We start from the raw sequence: 12,358 nt of genomic DNA, 5'->3' as shown, positions 1-12,358 counted from the left end.
ACGTCCGATCCCCGGCCGTCACCTGCTGCCGGCGGCCGGGGAGGCACGCCTCACACCGGCGGCCAGGGAATCGCCGGCCACTCCCCGGTCGGCTCCGGATGGCGGCCCGAGACCAGCAGCGCCTCCACCCGGGCGCGGGTGGCCTCGATCTCCGCCGGGCTGATCAGCGCGGCCAGTCGGTCGGCCAGTGCGGCGCCCTCTTCCAGGGCCTCCTTCAGCCCCTTGAGGGCCTCGACCGCCTCGCCGGTCAGCGGCTCCCCCGCCCAGCCCCACAACAGGGTGCGCAGCTTGTTCTCGGTGTTGAAGGTCACGCCGTGGTCGATGCCGTACAGGCGCCCGCCGGCTCCGGGCAGCAGATGGCCGCCCTTGCGGTCGGCGTTGTTGATGACCGCGTCGAGGATGGCCAGGCGCCGCAGCCGGACGTCGTCGGCGTGCACCAGCAGCGCCGTCTTCCCCTCGCCGACGTCCGCCAGCCCGATCGCCTTCCAGCCGGGCTCCGGTTCCTCGGCGTCCACCAGCGCGAGCAGCTCGCCGTCGGGCACGGGCTCGATCCACAGCTGGCACATGCCCTCGCCGTAGGGGCCCTCACGCAGCACGGTGGGCGGCACGAGCCCCCAGCCGGTCGCCTCGGACACCTCGTAGGCGGCGACCTCGCGCTGGGCCAGCGTGCCGTCGGGGAAGTCCCACAGGGGGCGTTCCCCGGCGACGGGCTTGTAGATGCAGGCGACTTCCCGGCCGTCCTGGGAGACCGTACAGTACAGCGCCGCGTTGGAGGCGTCGCGGATGCGTCCGCGCACGGTCAGCTCACCCGTGGCGAGCAGGTCGGCCGTGGTCACGCTCCGCGGCGGTATCCGTTCTGGCGCGGACATACATGTCCTTCCGGGTCGAGCGGGAGGCTGCACAGCGGGCACGGCGGCCGCCCGGCGTTGACGACGTCGAGGGCGCGCTTGGCGAAGGCCCTGGCCTGCGCGCCGGTGAGCCGGACCCGGAGCATCGGCGGACCGTTCTCCTCGTCCTGGAGCAACCGCTCCTCGGCCTCGGCGAGGTCCTCCTCGGACTCCGCGTCCAGTTCGACGAGGGCCTGGGCCTCGACGATCATGCGCTGGTCCTCGCCGTCCCAGGCCAGGGCCATGGTGCCGACGCGGAACTCCTCCTCGATCGGGGTGTCCAGAGGATCCGTGTCGGCGATCTCCGTGGGGGCCACGGCGGGGACGGCCGCACTGCCGCCGCTGCGCCGCACCACCTCGTCGAGCAACTCGTCCATGCGTTCGGCGAGCGCCGCGACCTGGGTCTTCTCCAGGGCCACGCTGGTCACCCGGGGTCCGGCAGTGGCCTGCAGGAAGAAGGTACGGCGCCCGGGCAGCCCGACCGTGCCGGCCACGAAGCGGTCCGGGGGGTCGTAGAGGAACACCTGACGGGACACGTCCTGTCTCCATTGGATCGGGACCGGGACCGGCTGACCTCACCGGCCCGTTCCGGTTGCTGACAACTACTGCGCTGGTGCGACCGCTTCACCCTACTGCGGCCGACGATCACGGTGCGCCCGCACCGCCCCCGACGGTGGCGTCCGGACCGGCCGGTTCCGCACGCGGCACGAGGGAGGCGAAATCCCCGGTGTCCCCGAGGCGGACGAGAAATGGCCGCAGCCGGGTGTAACGGATCGCGGTGATGGAACACGGTTCCACGGAGATCCGCTGGAAGAGGTCGAGATGAAGCCCGAGTGCGTCCGCGACGAGCGATTTGATGATGTCACCGTGCGAGCACATGAGGTACACGGCGTCGGCTCCGTGGTCGCGCTCCACGCGCGCGTTCCATTCCCGTACCGCCTCCGCGGCCCGCGTCTGCATGGCCCGCATCGACTCGCCGGCGGGGAAGGCGGCCGCCGACGGGTGGGCCTGCACCACCTCCATCAGCGGCTCGTCCTTCAGCTCGGCGAGCTTGCGGCCGGACCAGTCGCCGTAGTGGCACTCGCCGATGCGCTCGTCGGTGTGCGCGCGCAGCCCGCGGGCGTCGAGGAGCGGCTGAAGGGTCTCCTGGCAGCGTTGCAGGGGGCTCGTGACGACCTCGGCGATCGGCACCTCGGCGAGCCGGCCCGGCAGGGCCGCGGCCTGCGCGGCGCCGCGTTCGTCGAGGGCGACGCCGGGCGTCCAGCCGGCGAGGAGTCCCGCGGTGTTGGCGGTGGAGCGTCCGTGCCGGACGAGGATCAACGTGGGCATGCCGTCCAGCGTACGGGGACGCCTCGGGACCCGGACCGGGGGAACGACCACCGCGCGGCGCGGGGGCGCGTGCGCCCGGGCGCACAGACCCCCGAGTGCGGGTGGGGCCGGCTGAAGGGAGAGTGCGCTCCGTGATCGTCAACTGCGCCATCTATCGCGACGGGCGCCGGACAGAGGGGCCCGAGGATCTCTCCGACGCGCTTGAGGAGGCGCGCGGCTCGGGAGACGCCTTTCTGTGGATCGGCCTGTACGAACCGACGGAGAAAGAGTTCGACCTGGTCACCAAGGAGTTCGGGTTGCACCCGCTGGCCGTGGAGGACGCCCTGAAGGCGCACCAGCGGCCGAAACTGGACATATATGAGGACTCGTTGTTCATGGTGTTCAAACCGGTGTCCTACGAGCCGCGCGGCGACACGGTCAGCACCGGCGAACTGATGGTCTTCCTCGGCGACTCCTTCGTGGTCACCGTGCGCCACGGCAAGGACATGCCGCTGGCATCCGTCCGGCAGCGGCTGGAGGAGCAGCCGGAGATGCTGCGGCACGGGCCGACGGGGGTGCTGCACTCCATCGCGGACTCCATTGTCGACCACTACCTGGAGGTGGCGACCGAACTGGGGACCGACCTGGAGGAGCTGGAGACGGAGGTCTTCTCGCCGTCGAGCGGCGGTTCCCGGCACACGGCGTCGCGGATCTACACCTTCAAGCGGCAGGTCCTGGAGTTCAGGCGGGCGACGGTCCCGCTGGCGCCGCCGCTGGCCCGGCTGGCGGGGCAGGGGATGTCCGGAGCTGCGGTGCCCTTTGTGCGGGAGGGGTCGCGCCCCTTCTTCCGGGACGTCAGCGACCACCTGGCCCGGGTGAACGAGTCCGTGGAGGGGCTGGACCGGCTGGTGTCCGATGTGCTGTCCGCACATCTGGCGCAGATGAGCGTCCGGCAGAACGACGACATGCGGAAGATCTCCGCGTGGGCGGCGATGGCCGCGGTCCCGACGATGATCGCGGGCATCTACGGCATGAACTTCCAGCACATGCCGGAGCTGCACTGGGTGGCGTCCTACCCGGCGGTGATCCTGGTGATGGCGGTGCTGGAGGTGCTGCTGTACCGGTTGTTCAAGCGGCGCGGCTGGCTGTAGCACTGCGGCTCACCCGGCACAAGGGGCAGGGCACAGGTCACGCCGCTCACGGCTCACGGCTCACGGCTCACGGCTCACGGCTCACGGCTCACGCGTACTCGGGGGCCGTGGTCGCGGGTCCGCCAGGGCGTCGCGGCGCTCCGGCATCCTCAGTGACACCATGCGGCGCCAGCCGCCGGCGCGCTCGGAGCAGTAGGCCGTGCGTAACCGGGCGCCCGCCGAAGCGTTGTTCCCCGTGACGGCCGTGGCGGGGAAGACCCCCGAGCCCCCACCACGGCCGTGGAGCTCTCTCCGTCGCGCCGCGCCCGCGTCGCCGCCTTCCGCCGGCTACGCGAGCCCGGCTCGCTCCAGGGCGTCGGATCCCGCCCGGAGCGAGGCGAGCCGCTCCTCCAGCGTGAAGCCCGCCGGGGCCAGGGTGAGCGTGGTGACACCGGCCGCGGCGTAGGCCTTCATCCGGTCGGCGATGCGGTCCACCGAACCCAGCAGGGTGGTGCGGTCGATCAGCTCGTGCGGGACGGCGGCCGCGGCGCCCTGCTTGTCGCCGGACAGGTACTTGTCCTGGATCTCGACGGCCGCCTCCTCGTAGCCCATGCGCCGGGCGAGCTGGTTGTAGAAGTTCTGCTTGCGGCTGCCCATGCCACCGACGTACAGGGCGGTGTACGGGCGGAAGGTGTCGGCGAGCGCGGTCACGTCCTTGTCGTCGCCGACCGCGATCGGCAGCGTGGGGCACACGTCGAAGCCGTCGAGGGTCTTGCCGGCCTTTTCGCGCCCCGCGCGCAGATGCCGGATCGCGGTCTCCTCGAGGTGGTCGGCCGAGGGGAAGATCAGCAGGGCCCCGTCGGCGATCTCGCCGGTCTGCTCCAGGTTCTTGGGGCCGATCGCGGCGATGTAGAGCGGAATGTGCTCGCGCTGCGGGTGCACCGTCAGCTTGATCGGCTTGCCGGGGCCGCCGGGCAGCGGAAGGGTCCAGTGCGCCCCCTCGTACGACAGCCGCTCCCGCGTCATCGCCTTGCGTACGATCTCCACGTACTCCCGGGTGCGGGACAGCGGCTTGTCGAACTTGACGCCGTACCAGCCCTCGGAGACCTGGGGACCGGACACCCCGAGACCGAGACGGAAGCGGCCGCCGGAGAGCGAGTCGAGGGTGGCGGCCGTCATCGCGGTCATCGCGGGCTGGCGGGCCGGGATCTGGAAGATCGCGGAGCCGACGTCGATGCGCTCGGTCTGGGCGGCGACCCAGCTGAGCACGGTGGCCGCGTCGGAGCCGTAGGCCTCGGCGGCCCAGCACACCGCATAGCCGAGCCGGTCGGCCTCCTGGGCCACGGCGAGGTTGTCCGCGTCCATTCCGGCGCCCCAGTAGCCGAGGTTGATCCCGAGCTGCATGGCCGATTCCCCTTACCGATCAGTAACGTCCCTTGTGCGCAGACCTTAGCGCGGGGCGGGCCGGGAGGGGAGGGTTGCCCGGACGTGGCGCGGGTGAGGGGACGGCGAGGGGAGCGACAGGCTCCGCCCGGCGCACGCCGGCAGCCCACGGGCGGCGGAGACGGGAAATCGCCCTGGGCACCGGGGAAATCGGTTGTCCACAGGCAACCCACGCGGCCGGTTCCGGACAGTAATGTCGGCGTTCATGGAGCAGAGGCATCTCGGCCGTACCGGCCTTCGTGTGTCCCGCATCGGACTGGGCACGATGACTGCGGATGAAACACGGATACTTTGCCACCAGGGAGCGCCGTGACCGCCACTGTCTACCGAGCCTATGACGAGCAGGAGCGCCTGCTGTACGTGGGGATCTCGTACAACGAGCTGCTGCGCCTGGGCCAGCACACCAGCTCGTCGCAGTGGGCGGCCTACGTTGCGAAGATCACATTTCAGCGGTGCGCGACACGCCGGGAGGCCGAGGAGGCCGAGGCGGAGGCGATCAAGAGCGAGGACCCGGTCTTCAACTACGTGGGGCGTCCTTCGCGGCGCTTCCTTCAGTGGATGGCGGCCTATCCCCATCGTGATCCGGACGAGGTGGACACTGAGGAGCTGCGGGCGCGGTTCGGGCGTGCGGGGACGGATCTGTCGCCGTGAGGTCGGAGCGTCATATTCCGGTAATGCCGTGTGAATGGCCGGTCTGGGCCTGTCATATTTCCGCCACGACTCGACCACGTGAGGTTGCTATGGCTGTATCTCGCGGGCGGCTTGTGTCTGTCGCCCTCCTCGCCGCGCTCGCTGCCGGGTGCGGCTCGAGTTCTCATCCCAGCGCGTCGGTGCCGACTGCGGCGGTGCGCTCCAGTGCGCCGGCCGCGGCGCCGTCGGGTGCCGTGCCGAGGGCTGCGGGCGTGCAGTCGCTCGCGGTGGGCCAGACGATCACGGTGACGACGCAAGATGCGTCGCAGTCGTCGTCGGCGACCCAGGCGGTGACGCTGGTGGCACTGAAGGCGGTGTCGTCGGTGAAGCGGTCGGACGGCTCGTTGGCGAAGCCGGCGCAGACGGGTGATCGGTTCGTGTTCCTGGAGTTCACAGTGAAGGACACGGGGTCCTCGCCGGCGGATCCTGGGGCGTTCTCGGGTGCGGTGAGCTCGAAGTGGGCGAGTGTGTCGGGGCAGGTGTCGGCGCCGTCGATTCCGACGGGTGTGGATGGCTCGGATGTGGGGCTGAGTGGGCAGGGGATGAGCTCTTTGCCGCAGCTTTCGCCGGGGCAGTCGGCCACGGGGGTGACGCAGCTGGAGGTGCCGGCGGGGACGGGGACGCTGACGCTGGCTGATCGTTCGGGTACGGCGTTGTTTGCGGTGCCGGTGCGGTGAGGTGACGGCAGAGGCCCCCACCGGTTGGTGGGGGCCTCGGGTCGGAGTTGCGTGGGTGGGTGGGTTGGGGGTCAGACCTCGAAGGTCTTGGCGAAGTCGACGAAGGAGGTGAAGGCGTCGGTCGTGAAGACGAACGCGCCGGTCCCCTTGGTTTTGGAGTCGCGGACGGCGACGTGGGCGGTGCCGACACGCTGGGCCTCGACACACTGGCCACCGCCGTTGCCGCTGTAGGACGACTTGAACCAGCCGGCCTCGGGAAGATCGTGCCTCATCATGGTGGGGTTTCCTTGTTGCTCTCTAGTCAAGATCCCGCGCGGTTCGCGAGATCAAGTCCTGGGATTGGCGCGACGATAGGGCTGCCGCTCGCAACTGGTCAAAGGATTTGCAGTACTTGGCAACGGCTTCATCCTCTTCCAGGTACATTGCCCCGTCCAGATACTCCAAAGCCACGACGTCGAGTTCGATTGGGTCGGGGTAGGAGAAGATCTCGAAGGGGCCGTCGAGACCGGCGTGCCATCCCTGTTCGAAGGGGACGATCTGGATCAGTAGGTCGGGCAGTTCGCTGACTTCGAGCAGGGCGCGCAGTTGGGCGGCCATGACGGTGGGGCTGCCGATCGGGCGGCGTAGGACTGCTTCGTCCAGGAGGCAGATGTACTGGGGCGCCTTGTCGCGCTTCAGGGCCTCCTGGCGTTCCAGGCGGACGCGGACGAGGGTGTCGATCTCGCTGTCGGGCAGTGACCTGTCGGCTGCGCGGATGACGGTTTCGGCGTAGTCGGCCGTCTGGAGGAGGCCGGGAATGTATGCCTGGCTGTACTGGCGGATGACGGCGGCGTCGGATTCGATGGCCAGGCGTTCGCGGAAGGTGGCCGAGAGGCCGTCGCTGTATTGCTGCCACCAGTTCTTGCGCCGGCCTTCGCGGGCGAGGGTGCGCAGGGCTTGGATCATCTGTTCGTCTTCGACGCCGTAGAGCTTGAGGAGTGCTTCGACTTCGACCGGCTTGATGGACTGGCGGCCGGTTTCGACGCGGCTGATCTTTGTGCGGTCGGTGTCGATGCGTCCGGCTGCGTCCTCCATCTTGACGCCGGCCGCCTCCCGTAGGCGGCGCAGGTCTGCGCCGAGGCGCCTTCTGCGCACCGTGGGGACGAGGTGACCTGCCACCTTCTCCGCCTTCCTGCTGGGGTGTTGTGCCCAGTGTGCCGCACTGGCGGTGTGCGGGGGGAGGCTACGGCATATGCCAATTCGCGTAACTCTCCACATGTGTAGCTCAGGCAGGTTGCACTGAAGCACGGTGAGGTCCATGCTGCTTTGTAGTGAAGCACCGTCAGTAACTCCACAACTGCGGGCCGCTACAAGATCGTTGATGTGCCCGCATCGACGGGAGACGCGCATGCTCAGCGCCCTGGAGATCGACTACGCCACCGTCCGGATCGGCGACCTGCTGATACTCGGCGGCCGGCTCCACCCGGTCCTCGCCTTGCGGGGCTGGCAGCCGGGTCGGCGGGTGGTGGTGGCCAGGGGGTGCACCCCGATGCTGTGGAAGCAGGGGCAGACCTACCTGGCGTTGCGTCGCAAGGCCGACTCGAAGGGCGGCGAGCATGCAGGAGATTCCCGAGCCGGGTGCGGTGTTGCTGGACGGAGCGAGCAAGCGGGTGGGCGAGGTCGTCTCGGCCGAGGGGCCGGTCGTGCGTCTGCGTAGGCCGGGCGGCCTGCCGTGGATGGCGCGGCTCGCGGACTGCGAGCCGGCCAGCGCTTCCGAGGAGCTGAGCTCCAAGGTGGCCCAGGCCAACGCGGGCTGGGGTGTCACCTCGGGCGCCGGCCGTCGGGAGGCGGGCTCGTGTCGATGACGCTGATGGTCTACGAGCGGCGCGCCGATGGCAGCGAGCGGGTCCTGGTGCCGCTACACGAGGTCGTGCCGGTGAGTGCCCGCGCGCCCCTGACGTTCGACCGGGGGTATCCGCCGTGCCGGTGCTTCAGGTGTCGAGGCAAGCAGAAGGAGCAAGCGCAGTGAAGTACTGGGTCGTTGTGTCGATCGGCGGGTTAATGGTCTGCGGGCTGATTGTCTGCCTCGTCCTGCTCGTCACCGCGCCAACTCCCTGAAGGCGGCGCGCCGTGACCGACCTTCCCACACGCACACCAGGCAAGGCACTCGATGACGCAGTCGCCGACTACCCGGCTCGAAACCGACGGTTCGTCGGCCGGGTCGACATGCCCCCCGTGGTACAAGCTGATGCCGTGGTCCTGTCTCGGGTTCGGGACCTTCTGTCTGCTCTTGATCGCCCTGACCCTGGTCTTTCCATAGGTAAGGGCGTCAGCCCTGCCTGATCTCCGCCGCGCGCGTGGCGTCGCCGCGCCCGGCTCCCCTTGATCCCCGTCCGCCGCCGGAGTCCATTCCCGACGCTCGCGCTGTCCTTACCCCAGGTCGCCGGCGTGAGCGGTCAACCGGCGGCGGGCGGACCAGTATCCCGTTCCGGTCGGCCGCTTTCCTGCTCCCCTGCGGGGCCGGCCGGGGCGGGCCCTTCGGGGGCCGTGTGCGCCCCCTTTCTCTCCCCCGCGCCCCCGTGTGGTCTGCCCGTATGGGTGAAGAAGTCCCGGTCGCCCCCTTTCGTGCTGGAAGGATGCGCGCCGTGACGCCAACTGGGGCGCCCCTGACAGGTGAAAGGAATCGACGCGGTGACAGCTCAAGTGAGGCAGGCTCTGATCCTGGCCGGCGGTCAGGCGACGAGGATGCGGCCGTACACCGACGACGCGCCCAAGGCCATGGTCCCGGTCGCCGGGGCGCCCATCATCGGCTACCAGCTGCGGTGGCTGGCCGAGCACGGCGTGGAGTCGGTGACCATCTCCGGCGGCTACAAGGCCGGGATGATCACTGAGTACGTCGGCAGCGGTTCCCGCTTCGGTATCGCCTCGGTGGAGTACGCCATCGAGGACGAACCGCTGGGGCGCGGCGGCGGCCTGAAGTACGCGGCCGGGCATCTGGCCGATGCCAAGGCGCCGTTCTTCGTGCTCAACGGTGATGTCATCACCACCTTCTCCCTGGCCGCCCTGGCCGAGGAGCACGGCCGGCTGGGGGCCGCGGTCACGGTGGCGCTGTCCCCCTACCGGTCGAACTGGGGGGTGGCCGACCTGGACGAGAAGGACGGCCGTATCCGCGGGTTCGTCCAGTCGCCGGAGCTGCCGTACTGGATCAACGCCGGGGTCTACGTGCTTCAGCCCGACGTGGTGGCGCTGCTGCCGGACAGGGGGGATCACGAGGACTCCACCTTCCCCCAGCTGGCCAAGGAGGGCCGCCTGTTCGGCCACCGCCTGTCGGACTACTGGCGCGGCATCGACACCGTCAAGGACGTGATCGAGGCGTCCAGGGAGCTGACCAAGCTCGGCCACGTCCTTCCCGGCGAGTTCCACACCACGGACCAGTCCGCCTGACCCCTCCGGGCGGCTCACGAGAAAGAGGAAAGCGGCATGCAGCCGATCAATGCGAATGCCGTGATACGGACGCATAACGTCCTGTTCGTCACCTTCGACTCGCTGCGCTACGACGTGGCGCGGGCAGCGATGTACGCGGGGTGCACGCCGAACCTGGCGACGATCGTGCCGGGCGGGCGGTGGGAGGAGCGGCGTACGCAGGGGTCGTTCACCTACCCGGCGCACCAGGCGTTCTTCGCGGGCTTCCTGCCCGTTCCCTCCGGCCCGGGCCGTCCCGGTCGGCTGCTGGCGTGCCGGGCGATCCGGGGGACGACCATCACCGAGCGGACGTTCGTCTTCGATGCGCCGGACATCGTCACCGGCTTTGCGGAGCTGGGCTACCGCACGGTGTGCGTGGGCGGGGTGGGGTTCTTCTCCAAGGCCACGAAGCTGGGCTCGGTGCTGCCGGACCTGTTCCAGGAGAGCTACTGGGCGCCGCGGATGGGGGCGTCCAGCCCGGCTTCGACCCAGCACCAGGTGGATACGGCCCTGGGGGTGGTCAGGGAGCAGCAGCCGGGGCAGAGGCTGTTTTTGTTCATGAACGTCACCGCCACTCATGTCCCTCACCACATGCACCTGGGGGACGGCACCGCCGACTCCTGGGAGAGCCAGTGGGAGGCGCTGTCGTATGCGGACAAGGAGATGGGGCGCCTGTTCGCGTCCCTGCCGGACGTGGGTCCGTGGCTGGTGGTGATGTGCGCCGATCACGGGGAAGCCTTCGGTGAGGACGGGTACGAGGGCCACGGCGTCGCGCATCCTGCGGTGTGGACGGTGCCGTATGCCGAGACCGTGATCCCTGCCGCGGTGGCCTTGTCGGCCTAGGCTGAACGTCGGCAGCGCCGGCGGTGGAACGCAAAACGCGCCCCGCCTCCGCCTCTTGGGCGGGGGCGGGGCGTCGTCCGTGTCCGTGATGTGCCACGGCGGCTCTACCTGCTGGGCGTATGCCGCCAGTAGGGTCAGCCGCTATGGAGCACAGATTCCTGGGCCGTACGGGACTGCGCGTCTCGCGTCTGGCCCTGGGCACGCTGACCTGGTACCAGGCCGGGGAGCGCGAGGCGGCGGACCAGCTCAAGCTGTTCTGGGAAGCCGGCGGCACCCTGGTGGACACCGCTGATGTCTACGGCGATGGCGGCTGCGAGTATCTGCTCGGCCAGCTGCTGGAGAACCTGGTGCCGCGCGAGGAGCTGGTCATCGCCACCAAGGCGGGCAGCGTGCCCGATGCCGAGCGGCGCTTTGACTGTTCGCGCGGCCACCTGCTCTCCGCCCTGGACGCCTCGCTCCAGCGGCTGGGCACCGACCACGTCGACCTGTGGCAGGTCCACGCCTTCGATACGGCCACCCCTTTGGAGGAGACCCTTCAGGCGCTGGACATCGCCGTCTCCTCCGGGCGCGCGCGGTATGTGGGCGTCTCCAACTTCTCGGGCTGGCAGCTGGCCAAGGCTGCGACCTGGCAGCTGGCGGCGCCCGGCCGCACCCCGCTGGCCAGTACCCAGATGGAGTACTCGCTTCTCCAGCGCGGCGTGGAGCGCGAGGTGCTGCCGGCCGCCCTCGATCTCGGCGTGGGCCTGCTGCCGTCCTCGCCGCTGGGGCGCGGGGTGCTGACGGCCAAGTACCGCCACGGGATACCCGTCGACTCGCGCGGCGCGTCGGAGTACCTGTCGGCGTTCGTGGAGCCCTACCTCGACGACATGGCCTCCGGCATCGTGGACGCCGTGCAGACGGCCGCCGACGGGCTGGCGGCCACACCGCTTGAGGTGGCCCTCGCCTGGGTGCGCGACCGGCCCGGCGTGGCCGCCCCGGTGCTGGGGGCGCGCACCGCGCAGCAGCTCGGCGAGGCGCTGGCGGTGGAGGCGCTGACGCTGCCCGACGAGATCAACCGGGCCCTGGACGACGTCTCCGCGCCCCTGCACCGCTACCCCGACCACGACTGGAGCACACTCTAAATTCCTTAGAGATTCCCCTAGACAGAATCTCTAATAACCTTCTAGAGTTCCCTTATGGGTGACTACAGCGAAGACCTTGCGCGCATCGACCAGGAGCTCCGCGAAGCGGAGCGCGAGCGCAACCGGCTCACTGCTCGCATCGCGGCACTCCAAGCCGAACGTGACGCCTTCCTGAAACTGGAGGATGGGCCAACAGACCTCCGGCAGAAGCTCGATGACCTCACCAAGGCGGAAGCCATCGTCAAGATCCTCAAAGAGGCGGACCGGCTCATGACCCTCGGTGACATCGCCGAGGCCATGACCACCGCAGGCAAGGTCACAACCAAAAACGGTGCATCGGTCTACATCGACGGGCTTCTTAAGGCCGGGCGCGTCGTCAGGGTTGCGCGCGGCCAGTACCGCGCTGCCTGACGCACGCCGCAGGGGTCTCAGTCGGTCTCTTCCGGAGGACCGGCCGAGATACCCAGGTGCTCGGCGATCGACCGCTCCAGCAGCTCGATGTAGCGGTCCCGGGTGGCAATGGCCTCGATCTGGTGGCGCATCGCCTCCTGCTGCTGGCGCTGGCGTTCGTCGATGCTGCGGGCGATCACCAGGGTGCCCACCGCGAAGAACCACTCCCCCGTCGACTCCAGGGAGTTGGCCAGCAGGCCGGCGGTGTTGTTCCAGTGCCAAAACCCCATCACCGGGATCAGGCCCAGCCACAGGACCAGGCCGACCAGGCTGAGGGCGAAGACGGTCGGGGTGCCGAAGCGGGTGACGTAGAAGTTGCAGACGGCCTCGATCGCCGTGGCGAGCCGTTCACGCGCGGAAGGCTGCAC

Annotated in this window: 16 protein-coding genes and 1 pseudogene; 9 read left to right on the top strand and 8 right to left on the bottom strand. The window is 69.6% G+C overall.

What is annotated here, in order from left to right; all coding sequences use genetic code 11:
• Window positions 1-50 precede the first annotated feature (50 nt).
• The 3 genes from ACIP94_RS22620 to ACIP94_RS22610 all read right to left on the bottom strand — a co-directional run bounded on the left by ACIP94_RS22620 (window position 51) and on the right by ACIP94_RS22610 (window position 2,216).
• Entirely contained in the window at window positions 51-869 is an 819-nt protein-coding gene (locus ACIP94_RS22620; RefSeq protein WP_402428367.1) for an SCO1664 family protein, read from the bottom strand.
• Entirely contained in the window at window positions 833-1,423 is a 591-nt protein-coding gene (locus ACIP94_RS22615) for a DUF3090 domain-containing protein (RefSeq protein WP_402428363.1), read from the bottom strand. Before ACIP94_RS22615 ends, ACIP94_RS22620 begins: the two co-directional genes overlap by 37 nt.
• 109 nt (window positions 1,424-1,532) lie before the next feature.
• Window positions 1,533-2,216: a histidine phosphatase family protein gene (locus ACIP94_RS22610; RefSeq protein WP_402428360.1), complete on the bottom strand. Its 684-nt coding sequence runs from the start codon at window positions 2,214-2,216 to the stop codon at window positions 1,533-1,535.
• A 131-nt stretch (window positions 2,217-2,347) separates the two neighbouring features.
• On the opposite strand from ACIP94_RS22610, the gene corA reads away from it, so the two are divergent.
• Entirely contained in the window at window positions 2,348-3,346 is a 999-nt protein-coding gene (gene corA / locus ACIP94_RS22605; RefSeq protein ID WP_402428357.1) for a magnesium/cobalt transporter CorA, read from the top strand.
• A gap of 88 nt (window positions 3,347-3,434) precedes the next feature.
• Here the strand turns inward: corA and ACIP94_RS22600 are convergent.
• Together ACIP94_RS22600 and ACIP94_RS22595 are read right to left on the bottom strand one after the other, a co-directional pair.
• Window positions 3,435-3,541 (bottom strand): annotated as a pseudogene (locus ACIP94_RS22600) (ferritin-like domain-containing protein); the annotation flags it as partial.
• 132 nt (window positions 3,542-3,673) lie between these two features.
• A complete protein-coding gene (locus ACIP94_RS22595; RefSeq protein ID WP_402428354.1) occupies window positions 3,674-4,729 on the bottom strand; it encodes an LLM class F420-dependent oxidoreductase in 1,056 nt (351 codons plus the stop codon).
• Window positions 4,730-5,077: 348 nt separating this feature from the next.
• Here ACIP94_RS22595 and ACIP94_RS22590 point away from each other — a divergent pair, with 348 nt between their 5' ends.
• Together ACIP94_RS22590 and ACIP94_RS22585 are read left to right on the top strand one after the other, a co-directional pair.
• A complete protein-coding gene (locus ACIP94_RS22590; protein WP_402428351.1) occupies window positions 5,078-5,419 on the top strand; it encodes a hypothetical protein in 342 nt (113 codons plus the stop codon).
• A 266-nt stretch (window positions 5,420-5,685) separates the two neighbouring features.
• Entirely contained in the window at window positions 5,686-6,135 is a 450-nt protein-coding gene (locus tag ACIP94_RS22585; protein WP_402428348.1) for a hypothetical protein, read from the top strand.
• Window positions 6,136-6,206: 71 nt separating this feature from the next.
• On the opposite strand, the gene ACIP94_RS22580 is transcribed toward ACIP94_RS22585, so the two are convergent.
• Together ACIP94_RS22580 and ACIP94_RS22575 are read right to left on the bottom strand one after the other, a co-directional pair.
• A complete protein-coding gene (locus ACIP94_RS22580; RefSeq protein WP_402428345.1) occupies window positions 6,207-6,410 on the bottom strand; it encodes a DUF397 domain-containing protein in 204 nt (67 codons plus the stop codon).
• A 22-nt stretch (window positions 6,411-6,432) separates the two neighbouring features.
• A complete protein-coding gene (locus ACIP94_RS22575) occupies window positions 6,433-7,293 on the bottom strand; it encodes a helix-turn-helix domain-containing protein (protein WP_402428342.1) in 861 nt (286 codons plus the stop codon).
• Window positions 7,294-7,730: 437 nt separating this feature from the next.
• Here ACIP94_RS22575 and ACIP94_RS22570 point away from each other — a divergent pair, with 437 nt between their 5' ends.
• The 6 genes from ACIP94_RS22570 to ACIP94_RS22545 all read left to right on the top strand — a co-directional run bounded on the left by ACIP94_RS22570 (window position 7,731) and on the right by ACIP94_RS22545 (window position 11,951).
• A complete protein-coding gene (locus ACIP94_RS22570; protein ID WP_402428339.1) occupies window positions 7,731-7,979 on the top strand; it encodes a hypothetical protein in 249 nt (82 codons plus the stop codon).
• Window positions 7,970-8,143: a hypothetical protein gene (locus ACIP94_RS22565; protein ID WP_402428336.1), complete on the top strand. Its 174-nt coding sequence runs from the start codon at window positions 7,970-7,972 to the stop codon at window positions 8,141-8,143. The genes ACIP94_RS22570 and ACIP94_RS22565 overlap by 10 nt, the downstream gene beginning before the upstream one ends.
• A gap of 662 nt (window positions 8,144-8,805) precedes the next feature.
• On the top strand, window positions 8,806-9,558 hold the full coding sequence (locus ACIP94_RS22560; protein WP_402428333.1) for an NDP-sugar synthase: 753 nt from the start codon (window positions 8,806-8,808) through the stop codon (window positions 9,556-9,558).
• A gap of 36 nt (window positions 9,559-9,594) precedes the next feature.
• Window positions 9,595-10,419 carry an STM4013/SEN3800 family hydrolase gene (locus ACIP94_RS22555; RefSeq protein ID WP_402428330.1) on the top strand — a complete coding sequence of 275 codons (825 nt, stop codon included), beginning with the start codon at window positions 9,595-9,597 and terminating at the stop codon, window positions 10,417-10,419.
• A 143-nt stretch (window positions 10,420-10,562) separates the two neighbouring features.
• Window positions 10,563-11,540: an aldo/keto reductase gene (locus tag ACIP94_RS22550; RefSeq protein WP_402428327.1), complete on the top strand. Its 978-nt coding sequence runs from the start codon at window positions 10,563-10,565 to the stop codon at window positions 11,538-11,540.
• Between the two features lie 54 nt (window positions 11,541-11,594).
• Window positions 11,595-11,951: a hypothetical protein gene (locus tag ACIP94_RS22545; protein WP_402428324.1), complete on the top strand. Its 357-nt coding sequence runs from the start codon at window positions 11,595-11,597 to the stop codon at window positions 11,949-11,951.
• Window positions 11,952-11,968: 17 nt separating this feature from the next.
• Here the strand turns inward: ACIP94_RS22545 and ACIP94_RS22540 are convergent, their stop codons facing one another.
• Entirely contained in the window at window positions 11,969-12,358 is a 390-nt protein-coding gene (locus ACIP94_RS22540) for a hypothetical protein (protein WP_402428321.1), read from the bottom strand.

This window comes from Streptomyces sp. NPDC093261 (genome assembly GCF_044753645.1).
Classification (GTDB): domain Bacteria; phylum Actinomycetota; class Actinomycetes; order Streptomycetales; family Streptomycetaceae; genus Streptomyces.
The sequence above is the reverse complement of the archived record's forward strand: the minus strand, read 5'-3'. Positions and strand labels throughout refer to the sequence as shown.

What these genes read in the sequence shown, in the direction of transcription:
- ACIP94_RS22620 (WP_402428367.1), bottom strand. Translation starts at nt 869, where the DNA reads ATGTCCGCGCCAGAACGGATACCGCCGCGGAGCGTGACCACGGCCGAC.
- ACIP94_RS22610 (WP_402428360.1), bottom strand. Translation starts at nt 2,216, where the DNA reads ATGCCCACGTTGATCCTCGTCCGGCACGGACGCTCCACCGCCAACACC.
- ACIP94_RS22595 (WP_402428354.1), bottom strand. Translation starts at nt 4,729, where the DNA reads ATGCAGCTCGGGATCAACCTCGGCTACTGGGGCGCCGGAATGGACGCG.
- ACIP94_RS22580 (WP_402428345.1), bottom strand. Translation starts at nt 6,410, where the DNA reads ATGATGAGGCACGATCTTCCCGAGGCCGGCTGGTTCAAGTCGTCCTAC.
- ACIP94_RS22570 (WP_402428339.1), top strand. Translation starts at nt 7,731, where the DNA reads ATGCAGGAGATTCCCGAGCCGGGTGCGGTGTTGCTGGACGGAGCGAGC.
- ACIP94_RS22555 (WP_402428330.1), top strand. Translation starts at nt 9,595, where the DNA reads ATGCAGCCGATCAATGCGAATGCCGTGATACGGACGCATAACGTCCTG.
- ACIP94_RS22550 (WP_402428327.1), top strand. Translation starts at nt 10,563, where the DNA reads ATGGAGCACAGATTCCTGGGCCGTACGGGACTGCGCGTCTCGCGTCTG.
- ACIP94_RS22545 (WP_402428324.1), top strand. Translation starts at nt 11,595, where the DNA reads ATGGGTGACTACAGCGAAGACCTTGCGCGCATCGACCAGGAGCTCCGC.